We start from the raw sequence: 16414 nt of genomic DNA on the forward strand, positions 1-16414 counted from the left end.
TGCGGACCATGAACGGCGACCGCGACGCCATCCGGTTGTCCCTGGGCGGATACGTGCTGGGAACGCTGTCCCCGGCGGAGGCCGAGCAGGTCCGCGCCCACCTCGCAGAATGCGCCGAGTGCCGGGCCGAGCATGCTGAACTGGCGGGACTGCCCGCGCTACTCGCGAGGGTCAGCGAGGCCGAGGCCGAGGCCGCAGGCGAGGCACCGCCCGCGCCCAGCGGGGAACTGGCCGACCGGCTGGTACAGCGGGCCGCCGCACGCGAGCGAGCGCAGCCGGAGCCGCCGCCTGCGGCCACTGCCGCAGCGGGCGTACAGCAGCAACCCGGCCAAAGCCGGCTCGACCGGCTGCTCCAGCAGGCCGCGTCCCGGCGTCGTACCGCCGTGCGGAGGCAACTGGTCGGGGTCACTGCCGCAGCGACGATCGTCGCTGCAGCAGCGTCGGGCGGTACCTGGCTGGCCACCGTCGCGACCACGAGCAGCCAGGTGGCGCAGCCCGCACCGACGTCACCGGCCCCGGTCCGCACCTTCTCCGGAACCGACCCCACCACCGGCGTGTCCGCCTCGATCAAGGTCTCACCCGCCGCCTGGGGCAGCGCCCTGCAGGTCTCGGCCAAGGGAGCGCCCGCCGGGATCACGTGCAGCCTGCAAGCGGTCGGGATCACGGGCAGCACAGCAACCGCCGCCACCTGGCAGGCCGGCGATTACCCGGGTGGCGCCGCGATTTCCGGAACCGTACCCATGTCCCCCGGAATGATCAGTCACTTCGACATCTACGCCGGCAACGGCCAGCGGCTGCTCACCGTCCCGGCGTGACGCCCGGCCTGGTCGGCCTGCCGTGATCCAGTCGGTCGGCTCGGCGTCGTTCCGTCGGCGGGAGGCCGCCATGGTCATGGCGCAGGCGCAGTGGCGCGTTCAGTCGTAAGGTGCAGCGGATGGCCCCTCCGGGGCGGCGCGTTCCCGCAGGGGAAGGTGGGTGGAAAGCTTGGGGCATGGCCTTGCGAGCATGGCGGGTGTTCTGGCATTCCTGGCAGCCGGGTCACGCACCCGCGCTGATGGTGATCCCTCTGGGGCTGATCGGCGCGGTCTGCGTGGTGGACGTGCTGGCTCCGCCGCACATTCACCTCGGGCCCCTGCTGGTGGCGGCACCGGCGATCACGGTGGCGTTCGCGGGCGCCCGCGTGACGGCACTGATGGGGGCGCTCGCCGTGACGGCGCAGATGCTGATCGGTGTGCTGAGAGAGGGCCTGTCCGCCGGCAACATCCAGGCTCAGATCGCCGCTCTGGTCGTCGTCTCGGCCGTCTGTGTCGGCATCTGTGTGCTACGGGACCGGCGTGAGCGCCAGCTGCACCGGGTGCGGTCCGTCGCCGAGGCGGCGCAGAGCGTGCTGCTGCAGCCCTTGCCCGACCGCGCCGGTCCGCTGCGGATCGCCGGCCTGTACATTCCCGCCGAGGAGGAAGCCGATCTGGGCGGAGACCTGTACGCGGCCGCACGCACGGACCACCACAGCACCCGGCTCCTCATCGGTGATGTCCGCGGCAACGGCCTGGCCTCGATCAACAACTCCGCCCTGCTGCTCGGCGCCTTCCGCGCGGCCGCCCATCGGCAGGCCACCCTGCCTCGCCTCGCCATCCACCTGGACGCCGCCTTCCGCTGGGACACCAGCCAGTGGCGGTCACCGTCGGAGCAGGACACCGACGAGGACTTCGCCACGGCGATCCTGCTCGACATCCCCGACCACGATCCGGTCGTCCACCTCATCAACTGCGGCCACCCACCGCCGCTGCTCCTGCGGGGAACCCGCGTCACCCCCCTGACGCCGAGGGCGAGCCACCTTCCGATCGGACTCGGCTGCGCTTTCGGCATCACCGCCTACGACGTCCAGACCTTCCCGTTCGAGGTTGGCGACCTGCTCATCCTCTACACGGACGGCGTTATCGAAGCGCGCAACACCGACGGGCTCTTCTACCCGTTCACCGAACGGGCGCCCGTGTGGGCCAAGGACGACCCTGGCGAGCTCCTGCGCGCTCTCCACGACGATCTGCTGGCCCACGTCCACGGTCACCTCGACGACGACGCGGCCGCAGTCGCGATCAGCCGCCTGGCCCTCTGATTCGGTCCTGGTCAGCCCCCGGGAGGGCCGACTTTCGAAGGATGGTCAGCCGCCGGGAGTCTTCCCGGGAGCGGGCGTAGCGTGGAGGGACGGAGTCAGGGTGGTGCGCTGCGGCGAACGGTCCTGATCACGTCCCCTCCGAGGCCGCGCGACGCCAGCACGCCGAGCCGTCTCGGACGCTGTGAGACGGAGGGCCACCGCGGAGGTGCCGGCTCATGACTCCGCGTGCCCGGGAGAGACGGCGACCGAGGGGACGGGCCAGCAGTTCGGGCCGCGGACGCATGCCGATCGCCTGACCTTCACCGGGGCCGGACGTCACCCCGGTTTGCGCCCGGGCCGTACGGGCCGCAGGCTGCCGACATGGACTCCAGCCCGGAAGCAGGCATGCGGCCCATTCTGGTGACCGGTGCTGCGGGCAGCGTCGGGGCCGTCGGCAGAACCGTGGTCCAAGGGCTGCGGCGCCGGGGCTTCCAGGTGCGTGCTCTGGTGCGCCAGGACGACGACCGTGCCCAGGCGCTGCGCGCCACGGGTGCCGAAGTCGTGGTCGGAGATCTGACGCATGCCCGTGATGTCGCCGACGCCCTCGACGGCTGCGGCCGGATGTACTTCGGCATGGCCGTGTCGGCCCAGTATCTGCTGGCCGCTGTGACCACAGCGGCGGTCGCGCGCACCTACGGACGCCTGGAGGCGTTCGTGAACATGTCGCAGCTGACCGTATCCGAGATGGACGCCACCAGCGGCTCCGACTCGCATCAGCATCGTCAGCAGTGGCTGGTCGAGCAGGTTCTCGGCTGGTCAGGCCTGCCCGTGGTCCAGGTCAGGCCCACCGTCTTCATGGAGAACCCGCTCTTCCAGACCGTGTTCGCCTCGGTCGCCAAGGACGGCGTGATCAGATGGCCCTTCGGCGAGGCGAGAACCTCCCCGATCGCGGCCGGTGACGTTGCCGCGGTCGTCGAGGAGATTCTGGCCGATCCGGCCGGGCGCATCGGCCGGACCTACGAGCTGACCGGTCCCCGATCACAGGACGTCACCGCTCTGGCCGCGGAGATCTCCGATGCTCTGCACCGCACGGTCGGCTACACCGACGTCCCGTTGCAGGAATGGCTCGACAATGATCTCGCGGCACTGGGACTGCCGGCCCATGTGCTCCAGCACATCTCCACCATGGCTCGCCTCCACGTGGCCGGGCGCTATGACCGCCAGACAGACGGCATGGCGGAGATCACCGGGCGGCCCGCCGAAGGAGTATCCGGGTTCGTCCGCAAGAACCCCGGGCTGTTCACTCGCTGACGCCGACAGCCGCCGTGAGGAACCACGCACCACGCTGCGACGGCCGCGCCCAGCCGTATCCGAGGATGCGGCGGCGCTCACCGCGCGCAGCACGACCGTCACCGTACTCACAGGAGCGGTGTACGACGCCGACGGAAACAGGCAGCTCATCGTCCGACCGCGTCGTGCGCCCCGTGCTTCGCCGCCGGGCCGTCAGCATCGCACCGCATCAGACCCATGCCATGGGCGGATCCCTCCCGGCCCGCATGCCGAACCAGGAACCGAACCCCCAGCCGCACAGTGAAGCGGCGAGTGTTGCCGCGGTCTCGGGGCGCAGGGTGAGGCCGCCGTGCAGGAACTGCTCGGTGTCGGCCGGCCCGAGTACGAGGGCTCGGGCGGCGGCCGTTCCTTCGTCGTCCTGGGCGAAGGCGAGTAAGACCTTGCGGCTGTCCGGGTCGGCTGAGACTTCGCCTGGGCCTTCTACTTGTTGAGGAATTCCAACAGGTCCCGGTTGAACTTCTCCTTGTCGCCCGGCACCATCGCGATGCCGTGGGAGCTGCCCTCGTACACCTTCAGCTCGGCGTTCGGGATGATCTGGGCGGACCTGCGGCCGGTGGCGTCGATGGGCACGACCTGGTCGTCGTCGCCGTGCACCACCAGGGTGGGAATGTCGAACTTCTTCAGGTCTTCGGTGAAGTCGGTGTAACCGAAGGCGTCCACGCACCGCACGCCGCCTTCGATGGTCTGCGCCATCGCCATGTACCAGAAGGCATCCTTGTTGCCCTGGGTGACCTTGTTCCCGGGGCGGTTGGCGGAGAAGAAGCCCTCCGCAGTGTCCTTCCAGAACTGGGAGCGCTCGGTGAGGACGCCGTTCTTGAGTGCGTCGAACACCTCGTCCGGCACGCCGTCGGGATTCTTGTCAGATTTGATCATCACCGGCGGGATGGCGGACAGCAGCACCGCCGAGCGCAGCCGCCCCGTGCCGTGTCGGCCGACGTAGCGCGCGAGCTCGCCGCCCCCCATGGAGTGCGCGACCAGGGTGACATCTCGCAGGTCGAGGTCGGTGAGCAGGTCGTTGAGGTCGTCGGCGAAGGTGTCGAAGTCGTAGCCGTCCCAGACGGGCGTGGAGTGTCCGTGGCCGCGGCGGTCGTGCGCGATTCCGCGGTATCCGGCGTCGACGACGGCCTTGAGCTGGTCCTGCCAGGCGTCGCCGTTGAGCGGCCAGCCGTGGATGAACACCACGGGACGTCCCTGGCCCCAGTCCTTGTAGAAGATCTCGACACCGTCGCGGGTGGTGCAGATGGGCATGTGGTCTCCATAAGGTGTTGGGTGGCCCGGGAGGAAGAGGGATGCTCGGGCATCCGCTTGCCAGCCGAACGCATGCCCGCACCAGGCGCAAGCGCCGACCCCCAGATGGCCTACGTGACGGGGTGGTGCCCGCCCGCCGATCGAGCCGACACTCGCCGAAGCACGACGACAGCTGCCTCAAGGACCTACGGAGATTCGACCTCATGGCCGCCTGGAGGCGCCACCGGTACCCCGGTGCCCGAGAGCCAGTGGAAGAAGTACGCCGGCCACCACCCCTACCGGCGGCCGTGCTCCTGACGAGGACGGGGCAACGAACGGCTGGCAACGAGTACGGTCGTATCCCTCCCGCGGGCAGGCTGGTGGGTCGCCGCCCGGTTCGACGGGCCGTACGCGAAAACGCTCGGCCGGGAGAATCCGGCCGAGCGTCTTCGTCAGTCCCCTGCGGCGACGGATCGTCAGCAGGTCGCCCCTTTCCACGCGGTGGCGTAGAAGTCCAGCTCGGACCAGGTGTTCGGGCCGACGATGCCGTCGGCCGGGAGCTTGACGCACACCTGGAACCTCTTCACCGCGGCGAGGGTGTTCTTGCCGAACTGCCCGTCGACGTCCAGGTTGAAGGGGGTGGGGAAGAGGGCGGAGGAGGCGTTCAGTTCGCGAGCTGGGTGGTCATTCGGGGCGTACGGGCCCCAGGGGTGGGGCCTAGCACCAGACCGGGGTGGTGCCCTGGCTGCTCTGGTAGTCCAGCTTGGCCCAGGTCAGCGGGCCGACGATGCCGTCGGGCTTGAGACCGGTGCAGGTCTGGAACTTCTGCACCGCGGCGAGGGTCTTGGGGCCGAAGTACCCGTCGACGTCCGGGCCCATGTAGGCGAGGGAGTTGTAGAGCTCGCACTGCAAGGCCTTGACCGCGTCACCGCTGTCGTCCTGGGAGAGCATCGGCTCGCTGGTGCTGTAGCCGCCGCAGAGCTGGCTCGGGGACGTCGCGGCCGAGGCGCTGCCGGCGGTGGTCACACCGAAGCCGGCGGCCAGGAGGGTGGCGACCGCAACGGCCGCAAGCTTGTTGCGCATGGTTCTTCCTTCGGTACGGGTGACTGGGAGGACTTGGTCGGACCGGATCAGCAGAGGTAGTTCGCCTCGGTGTCGATGTCGCTCTGGTAGTCCAGCTTGGCCCAGGTCAGCGGGCCGACGATGCCGTCGGGCCTGAGACCGGCGCACCCCTGGAACTTCTTCACGATGGCGAGGGTGTTCTTGCCGAAGACCCCGTCCACCTGGAGACCGGCGCCGCGCACGCTGTAGTTGAGCTCGCACTGCAGCGCCTTGATCTCCGGGCCGCTGTCGCCGGAGCTCACCTCCGCCTCGTTGTCGCTGCTGTAGCCGTAGTAGGAGCACGCGGCGGGGGTGCTGGCGGATGCGGTGGTGGCGGTGCCGATTCCGAGGCCGGTGAGCACGACGGCTCCCGCGGCGACGGCAGCGAGCTTGGTACGCATGGGCGTTTCCTTCACAGGGGTCAGGTCGATGGTCCGGGACGGACGGTGAGGTCCCCGCCGGCATGGCCGGGCGAACAGCCCCGGGGCGGGTGGTTTCGGGTGTCGCGCGGGTGGCGGTTGCCGTCCCCCGCACGGTGGCCGGGCGGTCAGGCCGTGACGTGGTACCAGTAGCCGCCGGTGCGCAGGGTGACGTAGTGCACGTTGGTGCCCGTCTCCTTGGCCTCGTACATCATGTCCGCGCCGGTGGCGGAGTCGGTGCCGGCGTAGAGCACCACGTGCACGGTGTTGTGGGCGTCGGTGCCGAAGTACTCGACGTCGCCCGGCTGCCGCTGGGCCTCGGTGATCGGGGTGAGGTGCTTGTCCAGGGTCTGCTCGGTGGTGTCCCCGCCGCCTGCGAGGTCGATGCCGGCGCCGAACCAGAAAGCCGCCCGGACCAGGCCCGAACAGTCCACGCCCACCGTGGTGTTGGCCGGGCAGGGCTGGATCGAGCCGGTGTAGCCGTCGCAGGTGCCCAGCGACGGGCCGGGGCCCTCGCCGCGCAGCGAGTGCCCGCCGCCCCACACGTACGGAACGCCCAGGTACGACTTGGCCGCGTTCAGGACCCTGGTGGAGTCGATCGGGCCGCTGGGCAGCGGGGCGGGGGTGCCGGTGTAGAGGGCGTTCTTGACGCCGGTGCCGACGATCCCGTCGATGGCCAGGCCCTGTGCGGCCTGGAAGTTGCGTACGGCGGTGTCGGTGGCCGGCCCGAACTGCCCGTCCACGACGAGGCGGCCGGCGTTGAAGGTGTTCAGCATCGTCTGCAGGGTCGAGACGCACTGCCCGCTCGCCCCGGTCTGGAGGTTCCCGCACTGGGTGCGCAGGTCCACGGTGCCCGAGGCGGCGGCCGCCGCCGCATCGAGCGCCGACTTGGTGGCCGGGCCGACGATGCCGTCCGCGGTGAGGCGGTGCGCGCCCTGGAAGGTGCGCACGGCGCTGTCGGTGGCGGGCCCGAACTGGCCGTCCACGGTCAGGTGGGCGCCGGTCAGGTTGAGCTCCGCCTGGAGCTGGGTGACGCAGCCGTCGGCCTCGCCCTGCTGGAGGTTGGCCGGGCAGGCCGGGGAGGTGATCGGGATCGGGGCCGGCGCGGTTGCGGCGGAGGCGGTGTAGGCGCCGAAGCCGGTCAGTGCGGCCGCCAGGGCCAGGCCCAGCGACCAGTGGCGCCGGGCAGGAAGGATGGTCTTCACAGGGGGTTCTCCGGATCCGTGGTGATGCGTCAGGGGGCGGGCAAACTCCGCCCCCTGACGCCCGATGTGCTCGACGGGCGGGCGCTACTCGAACAGCCCCGAGTCGCTGGGCACGTAGGCGAAGCAGGAGCCGGACTTCCCGCCGTACTTCTGATCACCGCGGTAGAGGATGTTGTCGCCGGTGAAGGGGCCGACTATGCCGTCCGGCTGCACGTGGACGAAGGCCTGGAACCACAGGACCTGGTCCTTGGTCTGCGGGCCCCAGATGCTGTCCTCGTCGATGGTCGCCCGGTTGTTGTTCCGGGCGACGTCGTTGATCAGGTGCTGAACGCACCAGACCGCCTGGCTGTTGTTGGCGTAGCCGTCGCCGATGTAGCCGGCGGTGTCGGACGCGCTGGCGGAGCCGGCCAGACCCAGCAGCGCGGTTCCGGCCACGGCCCCTGCCAGCACGGCGCGGCCGAAGGACTTCGCGGTCATGTGTTGCTCCTCGCGGTACGGGTGATCAGGGGCCGTAGGTGGTGGGGATGTACTGCCAGCAGTAGGCGTCGTAGCTGCCGACGTAGTACGGGTCGCCGTCGCCGATGATCGCGTTCCCGGTGAGCGGGCCGACGAAGCCGTCGGCGAGGAGCGACCGGCCGCTGAGGATGGTGTGGGACTGCAGCCACTGGACGGCGGACTTGGTCTGCGGGCCCCAGATCCCGTCCTCCGCCACCGGCGCGGGGTGGTCGGCCTGAGTGGTGACGTTCAGGAAGTGGTTGAGGTTGTGCTGGACGCACCACACGGCGTGGGTGTTGTTGGCGTAGCCGTCGCCGAGGGTCGGGGCGCTGGGGCTGGCGCTGGCGGGCCCGGCCAGGGTGAGCAGGGCGGCACCGGCCAGGGCCAGTGCCGCCGCGGCGCGGCCGAAGGGCTTCGAGGTCATGTCTTCCCCCTCCCGTGGCGGACGATCAGCCGCCGAAGGTGGTGGGGATGTACGGCCAGCACGGGGAATCCTGCTCGCCGTTGCCGTACTGGTATCCCTCGCCCATGATCATGTCGCCGGTGAGCGGGCCGACGATGCCGTCGACCTGGAGCTTCTGGCCGTCGACGTAGGCGTCCTCCTGGATCCACTCGACGGCGGCCTTGGTCTTCGGACCCCAGAGGCCGTCCTCGGCCAGCGGCGCGGGGCGGTCGGTCTTGGTGGTGATCCCGATGAAGTGGTTGATGTTGTGCTGGACGCACCACACCGCCTGGCTGTTGTTGGGGTAGCCGTCGCCGATGTACGGCGCGCCCTGGGCGGCGCTGGCGGTGCCGGACAGGCCCAGCAGCGCCGAGCCGGCAACGGCCAGTGCCGCCGCGGCGCGGCCGAAGGTCTTCCTGGTCATGTGTTTCTCCTCGCGAGACGGTGTCGGGGCGGTGTGCCCTCGGAACGGACGGCGCCCGGTGGTACGGGGCGTGATGCCTGGTCGGGTCGCCGCGTCGGACTCCGCCGCACGGGGCGCGGCTCGGTCGACGGTCGGGTGTGCTGCCGCCGGTACGCGTCGAACGGGTTGGCGCCGCCGACGCGTGGCCACCCTGTTGCGGCAGGACTCTGCCGTACTCTGCCGTGCTCCGCGGTCCCTCCGGAAGGTGTACGGACGTCCCATCCGTCCCAGGGACGTGTCCCCCGGACCGGGCCCGCGTCGTGGGACGGGTTTCCGTCCGGCGCGGGCGCTTGGCGGGGCGCGGGCCCGGGCTTCGGGGAACGCGGACGTGCCGGGCGGCCCCGCAGGAGGGGTCGCCCGGCACGTCGGTGCGGGGGTCGTCAGTGCTCTACAAGGAGCGCAACACCGTCGAGCGCCTGATCAACAAGCTGAAGGCCTGGCGAGGCATCGCCACCCGGTATGACGAGACCCCGGAAAGCCACCTCGCCGGCCTCCACCTCCGCGGCGCAATGATCTGGATCAAGGACCTCACCCGCACCCATTGATCACGACCGAATACGCTCCCTGGAAAGCCCCGAAGGCCTGACAGCACTGAGCGGCGCAGCCCCTTCACCGGGGGCTGCGCCGCAGCGTCGGCGCGAAGGTCAGGGGCCGCCGGGCTCGCGGACCCGGCCGCCGCCCGCGCCGTCCAGGAGGCCTACTCGAACTCGGTACGTGCGATCAGGCCGTGCCAGGTGTTCCGTCCGACCAGGCCGTCCACGCCGCCGGCGTCGGAGTACTTGCGCTGGTAGGCCACGACCGCGTCGTACGTCTTGCCGCCGAAGTCGCCGTCCACGAAGTTGGCGACGTCCTGGCTCGGGACGAGGCCCAGCTGCACGAGATCGGACTGCAGCTCCTTGACGCAGACGCCGCCCGAGCCCTTGCCGAGCGTCACGTCCGGGAGGTCCCAGCCCAGGTAGTGGTAGCTGCCGACCTCCTGCATGCAGGCCTGCCAGTAGCCGTACTGCGCCTGGGCCGGCGTCGCGGTCAGTCCTGCGACGGCTGCCACCACCGCGCCGAGCATCGCGGTGTTACGTACGGCACGCTTGCCTGCTGCCTTCATGAGTCTGCCCTTCGAGTGGTGGGTGGGCCGGGCGGTTCCCGCGCCGGCCGTCGGTGCTGCCCGGAACGGTCAGTTGTCGAACCGCTGGCACGCGTAGTTCGGGTTGTAGAGCTTCTCCCAGGTCTTGGGGCCGACGATGCCGTCCTCCGACAGCCCGTTGCAGTGCTGGACCCAGATCACGCCGGCGTAGGTCTCCTGGCCGTACTTGCCGTCTATCTGCACCGCGTGGTTCATCCCGAAGCCGCTGTAGAAAAGGATCAGGCACTGGGCCTGCCTGACCGCGTCGTTGCTCTGGTTCGGGTACACGTAGGGCCTGGAGTTGTCCGGGACGTAGCTGCAAGCTTCGTCCGCGGACGCCTGCGGGGCCAGAGCCACCACGCCTCCCAGGGCGATGGCAGCAGATGCGGTGACGGCGGCCATCCGGCGCCGGAACTCGGTCATGACGAACTCCCTGAAAACAGCTGTCGTGCACGGCATTTCGGGCGGACTCTCGCGACTTTCGGCCGGCCGGAGGTGCCCCACCGGCGGCCCAGGTCCTGGGCCGCCGGTGCCTGAGGTGGGATCACCAGGCGACGAAGCGCAGCGCGGGCCAGGTGTCGGGGCCGACAAAGCCGTCCTGGGTCAGGCTCTCCCCACGCTGGACGACACGAACAGCGTCCTGCGTCTTCGGCCCGTAGTAGCCGTCCACGGTCAGGTTGCTGCCGATCGTGTTGAGCAGGCACTGCGCCTCGACGGTGGCCCAGCTGAAGGTGTCCGGGGACGGGGTCTCGGTGTAGCCGTTGTAGAAGCCGAAGTGCTTGTCCGACTCGGAGGGCTTGAACGGCGCGCCGCCCTGCTCGTACTCACGGCCGGCGCAGCTGATCGGGGTCGCCGCCGACGCGGTGTTGGCGGTGGCGATGCCACCCGTGGCGAGGAGCAGGGTCGCGGCCACCGCGAGAGTGGCCTTCTTCATGATGTTCATCGCAATCCTCCGTAGCCAGGACGCCGGCCGCTGTCACCCGGCTCGCCCTGTGATCCGTCGGTCCACCCCGGAGCCGACAGCGAGGATTCTGCACCAGGCCCGCGCCCGATTGGCCCGCTGGGACGTTGACAGGGGACGTCTCTGACGTCCCAGGGCGAGGACCTGCGGCTTGGGACACCCGACCGGTCATCCGGGGACGGGGGAGGGACAGGGAAGGGACAGGGAAAGGACAGCGCCAAGGGTTCTAGTGACCAGCTCTCACAGCCCAGCCGACGAGCCTCCGTCCTCGCGGGCCGGCGGTTCGGACCAGCAGCGTGGACTGGCGGTCGGTATGGCTGGCGCGGGTCCAGACGCCGACGGGCGACGTCCGCGTCCCAGCGCCGGTTGAGCTCGCCGCCCATGGTGATCAACTCGGTGGCGGTGAAGTCCCGCTACAGCGGGGTGTCCTGGGCGACGAAGCCGATGTCCGCCAACGCGCGGGTGTTCCCGCGCGGCTCCTCCCCGAAAACCCGAACCCGCCCCTCGTCCGGCTGCAGCAGGCCGACCGCAAGGTGTAACAGCGTGCTCTTGCCCGCACCGTTCGGGCCGACCAGCGCGGCGATACGGCCGGCCGGCAGCTGCATCGAGCAGTCACGCAGCGCCCACATGCGCCCGTACCGCTTGCCCAGGGCGTCGGTTTCCAACGCCAAGTCCGTCATGTCTCTCCCCCGGTTGTCCGTGCTGCTACTGCCGTCGGGGCGTCGAACGCGGCCCGTACCGTGGTGTCGATCAGCGCCGAAAGATCGTCCCGGCTGAGCCCGGCCACCCTCGCCCTGTCCAGCCACGCCACCAACTCGGCGCGCAGCTCGGCCTGGTGCTGCAGCGACGGACCGGCCAGCGTCCCCACGAGGAAGGTTCCGACCCCCGGCCGCCCCTCGGCCAATCCCTCGTGCTCCAGTTCCCGGTACGCCTTCAGGACCGTGTTCGGGTTGATGGCAAGGGCTCGCGCCACCTCCCGCACCTTGGGCAACTGATCCCCGGGCTGTGCCAGCCCGACCCGCAGCGCTTGTTTGACCTGCAGTACCAGCTGCATGTACGTGGCCACCCGCGAGCGGCCGTCCAGTACGAACTCGATCACGAGCAGTTCTCCTACTGTCTTATGACAGTAAGACGGCTTCGGCATCGCAGGGCCAACTGTCAAGCGGGAGTGGAGAAACAGCGTTCCTCAGAACTGCCGCTGCGGCGGTGCCGCCCCGTTGATCAGCCCGGGGAAGCGGCAAACGGCCACGATGCAGGCCCGCTGCGCCCAACGGGTGACCAACAGGGCGGCACCGGCGTCGTTTGTGGCGGCGGGCCCGGTTCACCGCACAACAGCATCACTCCGACGCCTGCCCTACTGGCCAGGCCGAAGGGAGCCAGCTCACCGACTGGACGAAGGCGGCCCCGCCGGGTGGCGAGGGTGAGTTGGGCGGACGCGACGCGGCGGCCGCGCTGCGGTGCCGGCGAAGGAGTCCGTCGTACGCGGCCTGGGGACCGTGAACGGCGTCGGCGGCGACCAGGCCGGGGCAGACCCGGTAACTCTCGGTCCTACGCCACTCACGCCCGGCCCACACCGCGGGCGACACGTATCGCCCAGACGAGGCAGACCAGCGATGCGGTGGTCACCAGGGTGCGAGCAACGTTCCAGTGCACCCACGTCGCCTCGAACCGCGCACGAACGGCCGCGAGATCGTGGATCCTGCCCGGGGAGCCGGCCTCCGCCAACTGGTTGTTGAGCGGCACACTGAGGCCCATCGTGATCAGCAGGGAGATCACATAGAGCACGACTCCGGCGACGATCCACGCAAGGGCGGGGCGGCCCTCACCGTGCCGATGCTGGAACGCGGCGACCAGGCCGAGCACCAACGCACCGCCGAAGGCCAGAACGAACCAGCCGTTCTGGATCGCCACGTTGATGCGCTGCATCGCCTCGACGAACGTACGGTCGTCCGACTGTCCGAGCCCTGGCATCACCGCGACGGAGAATACGAAGTAGGTCCCGGCCATCAAACCGGTGAGGACCGTCGCGGCGAGCAGAACGATGCCGCGGATGTCACCGTTCACGGATACTCCCCAGGTGTATCGCGGTTGAGCTGTCGGATTCCGTGCGGCGGGAGTGCCCCACTGCGGTGGACACCCCTGAGGCTCCCGGGACAGAAGTCCAGGCACCCGGTGGTGCGGGTGGTCCTCCGCGCGCGCCATGGCGATCGTGCCCATGTTCCTCGTGCGGGGGTCTTCCTGATGGCGCGTGCGCGGGTAAGGGGGGACGGTGGCTGGCGGATCCGGTGTCATGCCTGTCAGTACAGCCGCACGGCCCGGTGCCGGACCATCGGCGAAAAGCTCATCGCCATACGCGATCGTCCACTCCTAGGCTGAGCGCATGGATCCACTGGCGACCCTGCTGGACGGCCCTCGCGCCCGCGGCGCCTTCCTGCTGCGCTCGATCCTCAGCCCGCCCTGGTCCCTGCGGATCGCCGACCGCGCGCCGTTGACGCTGATGTACCTGGTCAGCGGCGAGGCATGGGTGGTGCCCGATGCCGAACCGGCCGTGCGCCTGCGGCCCGGCGACATCGCGGTGGTACGCGGCCCGGAGCCGTACACCGTCGCCGACGACCCCGCCACCGCGCCCCTCATCGTCATCCAGCCCGGCCAGGTCTCCACCGGCCCGAACGGTGAACTGTGCGACGAGATGGACCTCGGCGTCCGCACCTGGGGCCACGACCCCCAAGGCTCCGCCGTACTCATCAGCGGCACCTACCAGATGGACGGCGAGGTCAGCCGCCGTCTGCTGACCGCCCTGCCGCACGTCCTGCACCTACCGAGGGACGCCTGGCACAGCTCGCTGCCCGCGCTGCTGTCCGAGGAGGTCGTCCTCGACCAGCCCGGCCAGGAGATCGTCCTCGACCGCCTCCTGGACCTGCTGCTCATCGCGGTACTGCGGGCCTGGCTCTCCCGGCCGGAGGCCGGCGCGCCCGGCTGGTACGCCGCCCGGAGCGACCCGGTCGTCGGGCTGGCCCTGAACCTCCTGCACGATGACCCGGCCCACCCCTGGACGGTGGCGTCGCTCGCCGCGCAGACCGGGGTCTCCCGCGCGGCGCTCGGCCGCCGCTTCACCGAACTCGTCGGCGAACCACCCATGTCCTACCTGACCAGCTGGCGGCTGGCCCTGGCGGCCGACCTTCTGCGCGAACCGGACGCCACCGTCGCGGCGGTGGCCCGCAGGGTCGGGTACAGCACTCCCTTCGCTTTCAGCACGGCGTTCAAGCGCGTACGGGGAGTCAGCCCGCAGCGGCATCGGGAGGGTGCGGTGGCGGCGGATGCAACCCGAGAGCCGATGAATGGATCACTGCGCAGGCCTGACGGCTGGCGTCAGCGGTAGGCGGCCAGGCATACACGGGCGCCTTCGTCCGCGAGGCGTTCGAGGTCGGCGGAGGGCCGGGTCCGGTCGTAGCCGTGGAACATAGCCTCGGTGATCATGTGAGTCCGCCGGCCAGAGGCGGTGCGTGGTACGGCCTACGAGGGTGACGACGTGACCGGGTGTCCGTCGTAGAGCTTCATCGCCTGCAGGCCGTGAGCCAGCGCCCCGCCGGCACGCACCGCTCCGGCAACGAAGATGACCTCCGCGAGTTCCTCGGCGGTGACGCCGTGCCGGCGGGCCTGGGCGGTGTGCACGTCGAGGCAGTACGAGCACTGGGTGGTCAGTGCCACGGCGATCGCCACGAGTTCACGGTACTTGCGTGGCACGGAGCCGTTTCCGCGGTCGACGACCTCCTGGAAGGACTGCCAGGCGGCGAACTCCTCGGGAGCGAGGCGGCCGACCTGCCGGGCGCGTTGCAGGTCGGACGGCTCGGCGTAGCCGTGGCTGTGCTGGTGCATGTGAGTGCCTCCGTTGGTGAGCAGGAGTCGGGCGAGAACCATTCGATCGCGCCGGGACCAGCTCACCAGCGCACCCGCACGGCCGTCCAAGACTGTTTCGGTAGTCCTCGGACCGTCTCGATATGGTGCACGGTATGGATCTTCGCCGCCTGCGGTATTTCGTCGCCGTGGCCGAGGAGTTGCACTTCGGTCGCGCGGCTGCGCGGCTGCACATGTCGCAGCCCCCGCTCAGTCAGCGCATACGTGAGCTCGAGAACGAGCTCGGCTGTCAGTTGTTCCAGCGGTCCGCGCAGGGCGTACGGCTCACTGAGGCCGGTTCGGTTCTGCTGGGCGAGGCAAAGGAGTTGCTCGACGCGGCCGAGCGGGCGCGGGAACGGGTACGGGAGACGGGCCGGCGGCGCACCATCGTGGTGGGCACCGTTGCCGGAGCCGGTCTCGAATTCGGCCCCCGCGCGGCCGCAGCCTTCCGCCGTACCCATCCCGACGCGCAAGTACGGCTGTGCGAGGCGGATATCAGCGACCCGACGGCGGGGCTGCGGTCCGGTCGGGTCGACGTCGCTCTGACTCGGCTCCCGTTCGACACCGCGGGCCTCGCGGTCCGGCTGCTGGAGACCGAGCCGCTGGTCGCAGCGGTTCCGGCGGACGACCCCGTGGCGCGGCGGCCCCATCTGCGGGTCGGCGACCTGCTGGGCCGACCGTGGATCCGCCTGCCCGAGGACGCCGACGCCGCCTGGCGGCGGTACTGGCTCGGCGAGGCCGACAGCGGCGAGGCGGTGGAGCGGTCTGCGGGCACCGGCTCGGGGCCGGTGGTCCGCACGGTGTCCGAGTGCCTGCATGCCGTCGTGTGGCAGGGTGCCGTCGGCATCCTCCCCGCCGGTGCGACCCACCGCCACCGAACCGAGGGCATCGCCTTCGTCCCGCTGACCGACTACCCGCCGAGCCGAGTCGTGCTCGCCTGGCCGTCAGAGGTCCCCGACCCTGCGGTCCTCGCCTTCGTCGAGGCGGTCGGTGCGAGGCCCGTTCCGGACACGGACGGAGCGCCAGGTACCGCCTACGACCTCTTCAACCGGCCGCCGGACCTGCTGAACATCCCCTGACCTGCGCGTCCCCGGCGGCCGGTGGCGATGGGTCAGCCGCCGTGGGGGGTGGTGTGGTAGTGGAGTTGGTCGAGGTGGTCGGCCAGTTGGCGGTGGCAGGCGTCGACTGCCCCGCGTCGGGCGGCGGGTGCCGGCAGGCGTCGTCATACCTCCTCAGTACGCTCGCGGCATGAGCGTCTCTCTACTACCGCGCAAGCCGGGCGATGCCACTGACGAATGCCGAGATGGCCACTGTCGAGCGAATTGTCGCCGCCCACATGTCGTCCTTCCCGTACCAGGACGAGGAAAGCCTCTACCTGTACGACAGCTCTGGCAGCGAGCCGGACGAGATCGTGGCCGGGTCCACGAAGATGCCGCTCGATCCCAGCCGCGCACTGCCGGTGATCGCCCATGTGCTGGACGCCGTGACCGAGTTGCACCGTGCCCTGCCAGGAGCGCAGTGGCACGTGCACATGGACGACCTCGACGTCCCCTGGGACGAGAACGACGGATACGTTTTGCCAGGCATGCGTGATGAGGGTCTCGCAACAGCGCTGGACAACCCTTGAGGGCGCTGCCCGAGGCCG

General features: G+C 70.3%; 20 protein-coding genes and 2 pseudogenes. 7 read left to right on the forward strand and 15 right to left on the reverse strand.

The window, feature by feature from the left end:
* The first annotated feature begins 8 nt into the window (after positions 1-8).
* The 3 genes from BOQ63_RS03565 to BOQ63_RS03575 all read left to right on the forward strand — a co-directional run bounded on the left by BOQ63_RS03565 (position 9) and on the right by BOQ63_RS03575 (position 3403).
* On the forward strand, positions 9-815 hold the full coding sequence (locus BOQ63_RS03565; RefSeq protein WP_072653854.1) for a zf-HC2 domain-containing protein: 807 nt from the start codon (positions 9-11) through the stop codon (positions 813-815).
* A 176-nt stretch (positions 816-991) separates the two neighbouring features.
* Entirely contained in the window at positions 992-2113 is a 1122-nt protein-coding gene (locus BOQ63_RS03570; RefSeq protein ID WP_072653369.1) for a PP2C family protein-serine/threonine phosphatase, read from the forward strand.
* A gap of 360 nt (positions 2114-2473) precedes the next feature.
* The gene (locus BOQ63_RS03575) at positions 2474-3403 is read left to right on the forward strand and encodes an NmrA family NAD(P)-binding protein (protein WP_030556549.1); all 930 of its coding nucleotides are present in this window, start codon (positions 2474-2476) and stop codon (positions 3401-3403) included.
* A gap of 459 nt (positions 3404-3862) precedes the next feature.
* Here BOQ63_RS03575 and BOQ63_RS03580 read toward each other — a convergent pair whose 3' ends face one another.
* From BOQ63_RS03580 to BOQ63_RS03615, 8 genes are all read right to left on the reverse strand, one after another.
* Positions 3863-4690, reverse strand: a complete 828-nt coding sequence (locus tag BOQ63_RS03580; RefSeq protein ID WP_072653370.1) for an alpha/beta fold hydrolase — start codon at positions 4688-4690, stop codon at positions 3863-3865.
* 455 nt (positions 4691-5145) lie between these two features.
* Entirely contained in the window at positions 5146-5337 is a 192-nt protein-coding gene (locus BOQ63_RS03585; RefSeq protein WP_078938496.1) for a peptidoglycan-binding domain-containing protein, read from the reverse strand.
* 49 nt (positions 5338-5386) lie between these two features.
* Positions 5387-5752 carry a peptidoglycan-binding domain-containing protein gene (locus BOQ63_RS03590; protein ID WP_050366104.1) on the reverse strand — a complete coding sequence of 122 codons (366 nt, stop codon included), beginning with the start codon at positions 5750-5752 and terminating at the stop codon, positions 5387-5389.
* A 47-nt stretch (positions 5753-5799) separates the two neighbouring features.
* Complete coding sequence (locus BOQ63_RS03595; RefSeq protein WP_030556556.1) at positions 5800-6171, reverse strand: peptidoglycan-binding domain-containing protein; 372 nt, start codon at positions 6169-6171, stop codon at positions 5800-5802.
* Between the two features lie 146 nt (positions 6172-6317).
* Positions 6318-7394, reverse strand: a complete 1077-nt coding sequence (locus tag BOQ63_RS03600; RefSeq protein ID WP_030556558.1) for a C40 family peptidase — start codon at positions 7392-7394, stop codon at positions 6318-6320.
* Positions 7395-7478: 84 nt separating this feature from the next.
* Positions 7479-7871, reverse strand: coding sequence for a peptidoglycan-binding domain-containing protein (locus BOQ63_RS03605; protein WP_030556559.1), 393 nt, complete (start codon positions 7869-7871; stop codon positions 7479-7481).
* 25 nt (positions 7872-7896) lie between these two features.
* On the reverse strand, positions 7897-8313 hold the full coding sequence (locus BOQ63_RS03610; protein ID WP_030556561.1) for a peptidoglycan-binding domain-containing protein: 417 nt from the start codon (positions 8311-8313) through the stop codon (positions 7897-7899).
* Between the two features lie 25 nt (positions 8314-8338).
* A complete protein-coding gene (locus tag BOQ63_RS03615; protein WP_030556563.1) occupies positions 8339-8755 on the reverse strand; it encodes a peptidoglycan-binding domain-containing protein in 417 nt (138 codons plus the stop codon).
* 422 nt (positions 8756-9177) lie between these two features.
* Between BOQ63_RS03615 and BOQ63_RS03620 the strand changes: the two are divergent.
* Positions 9178-9339: pseudogene (locus BOQ63_RS03620) on the forward strand (IS5/IS1182 family transposase); the annotation flags it as partial.
* A gap of 152 nt (positions 9340-9491) precedes the next feature.
* Here the strand turns inward: BOQ63_RS03620 and BOQ63_RS03625 are convergent.
* The 6 genes and pseudogenes from BOQ63_RS03625 to BOQ63_RS03650 all read right to left on the reverse strand — a co-directional run bounded on the left by BOQ63_RS03625 (position 9492) and on the right by BOQ63_RS03650 (position 12939).
* Positions 9492-9896: a peptidoglycan-binding domain-containing protein gene (locus tag BOQ63_RS03625; RefSeq protein ID WP_078938495.1), complete on the reverse strand. Its 405-nt coding sequence runs from the start codon at positions 9894-9896 to the stop codon at positions 9492-9494.
* Positions 9897-9965: 69 nt separating this feature from the next.
* Positions 9966-10337, reverse strand: coding sequence for a peptidoglycan-binding domain-containing protein (locus tag BOQ63_RS03630; protein ID WP_072653371.1), 372 nt, complete (start codon positions 10335-10337; stop codon positions 9966-9968).
* Positions 10338-10458: 121 nt separating this feature from the next.
* Entirely contained in the window at positions 10459-10857 is a 399-nt protein-coding gene (locus BOQ63_RS03635; protein ID WP_030556571.1) for a peptidoglycan-binding domain-containing protein, read from the reverse strand.
* 347 nt (positions 10858-11204) lie between these two features.
* A pseudogene (locus BOQ63_RS03640) lies at positions 11205-11555 on the reverse strand (ATP-binding cassette domain-containing protein); the annotation flags it as partial.
* A complete protein-coding gene (locus tag BOQ63_RS03645; protein ID WP_072653372.1) occupies positions 11552-11974 on the reverse strand; it encodes a GntR family transcriptional regulator in 423 nt (140 codons plus the stop codon). The gene BOQ63_RS03645 and the pseudogene BOQ63_RS03640, both read right to left, overlap by 4 nt.
* Before the next feature lie 458 nt (positions 11975-12432).
* Positions 12433-12939, reverse strand: coding sequence for an anthrone oxygenase family protein (locus tag BOQ63_RS03650; RefSeq protein ID WP_072653373.1), 507 nt, complete (start codon positions 12937-12939; stop codon positions 12433-12435).
* A 316-nt stretch (positions 12940-13255) separates the two neighbouring features.
* Between BOQ63_RS03650 and BOQ63_RS03655 the strand changes: the two genes are divergently transcribed.
* Positions 13256-14254, forward strand: a complete 999-nt coding sequence (locus BOQ63_RS03655; RefSeq protein WP_079183388.1) for an AraC family transcriptional regulator — start codon at positions 13256-13258, stop codon at positions 14252-14254.
* Positions 14255-14388: 134 nt separating this feature from the next.
* Here BOQ63_RS03655 and BOQ63_RS03660 read toward each other — a convergent pair whose 3' ends face one another.
* A complete protein-coding gene (locus BOQ63_RS03660) occupies positions 14389-14751 on the reverse strand; it encodes a carboxymuconolactone decarboxylase family protein (protein WP_030556579.1) in 363 nt (120 codons plus the stop codon).
* A gap of 134 nt (positions 14752-14885) precedes the next feature.
* Between BOQ63_RS03660 and BOQ63_RS03665 the strand changes: the two genes are divergently transcribed.
* Together BOQ63_RS03665 and BOQ63_RS03670 are read left to right on the forward strand one after the other, a co-directional pair.
* Entirely contained in the window at positions 14886-15848 is a 963-nt protein-coding gene (locus BOQ63_RS03665) for a LysR family transcriptional regulator (RefSeq protein WP_063737849.1), read from the forward strand.
* 224 nt (positions 15849-16072) lie between these two features.
* Positions 16073-16396, forward strand: coding sequence for a hypothetical protein (locus BOQ63_RS03670; protein WP_232543203.1), 324 nt, complete (start codon positions 16073-16075; stop codon positions 16394-16396).
* Positions 16397-16414: the final 18 nt, after the last annotated feature.

It is taken from the genome of Streptomyces viridifaciens (assembly GCF_001888885.2).
Classification (GTDB): domain Bacteria; phylum Actinomycetota; class Actinomycetes; order Streptomycetales; family Streptomycetaceae; genus Kitasatospora; species Kitasatospora aureofaciens.

Bases quoted from the DNA above. Each gene is read 5' to 3' on its own strand.
- BOQ63_RS03565 (WP_072653854.1), top strand. From the start codon at position 9: ATGAACGGCGACCGCGACGCCATCCGGTTGTCCCTGGGCGGATACGTG.
- BOQ63_RS03570 (WP_072653369.1), top strand. From the start codon at position 992: ATGGCCTTGCGAGCATGGCGGGTGTTCTGGCATTCCTGGCAGCCGGGT.
- BOQ63_RS03575 (WP_030556549.1), top strand. From the start codon at position 2,474: ATGGACTCCAGCCCGGAAGCAGGCATGCGGCCCATTCTGGTGACCGGT.
- BOQ63_RS03580 (WP_072653370.1), bottom strand. From the start codon at position 4,690: ATGCCCATCTGCACCACCCGCGACGGTGTCGAGATCTTCTACAAGGAC.
- BOQ63_RS03590 (WP_050366104.1), bottom strand. From the start codon at position 5,752: ATGCGCAACAAGCTTGCGGCCGTTGCGGTCGCCACCCTCCTGGCCGCC.
- BOQ63_RS03595 (WP_030556556.1), bottom strand. From the start codon at position 6,171: ATGCGTACCAAGCTCGCTGCCGTCGCCGCGGGAGCCGTCGTGCTCACC.
- BOQ63_RS03605 (WP_030556559.1), bottom strand. From the start codon at position 7,871: ATGACCGCGAAGTCCTTCGGCCGCGCCGTGCTGGCAGGGGCCGTGGCC.
- BOQ63_RS03610 (WP_030556561.1), bottom strand. From the start codon at position 8,313: ATGACCTCGAAGCCCTTCGGCCGCGCCGCGGCGGCACTGGCCCTGGCC.
- BOQ63_RS03615 (WP_030556563.1), bottom strand. From the start codon at position 8,755: ATGACCAGGAAGACCTTCGGCCGCGCCGCGGCGGCACTGGCCGTTGCC.
- BOQ63_RS03625 (WP_078938495.1), bottom strand. From the start codon at position 9,896: ATGAAGGCAGCAGGCAAGCGTGCCGTACGTAACACCGCGATGCTCGGC.
- BOQ63_RS03630 (WP_072653371.1), bottom strand. From the start codon at position 10,337: ATGACCGAGTTCCGGCGCCGGATGGCCGCCGTCACCGCATCTGCTGCC.
- BOQ63_RS03635 (WP_030556571.1), bottom strand. From the start codon at position 10,857: ATGAACATCATGAAGAAGGCCACTCTCGCGGTGGCCGCGACCCTGCTC.
- BOQ63_RS03655 (WP_079183388.1), top strand. From the start codon at position 13,256: ATGGATCCACTGGCGACCCTGCTGGACGGCCCTCGCGCCCGCGGCGCC.
- BOQ63_RS03660 (WP_030556579.1), bottom strand. From the start codon at position 14,751: ATGCACCAGCACAGCCACGGCTACGCCGAGCCGTCCGACCTGCAACGC.
- BOQ63_RS03665 (WP_063737849.1), top strand. From the start codon at position 14,886: ATGGATCTTCGCCGCCTGCGGTATTTCGTCGCCGTGGCCGAGGAGTTG.
- BOQ63_RS03670 (WP_232543203.1), top strand. From the start codon at position 16,073: ATGGCCACTGTCGAGCGAATTGTCGCCGCCCACATGTCGTCCTTCCCG.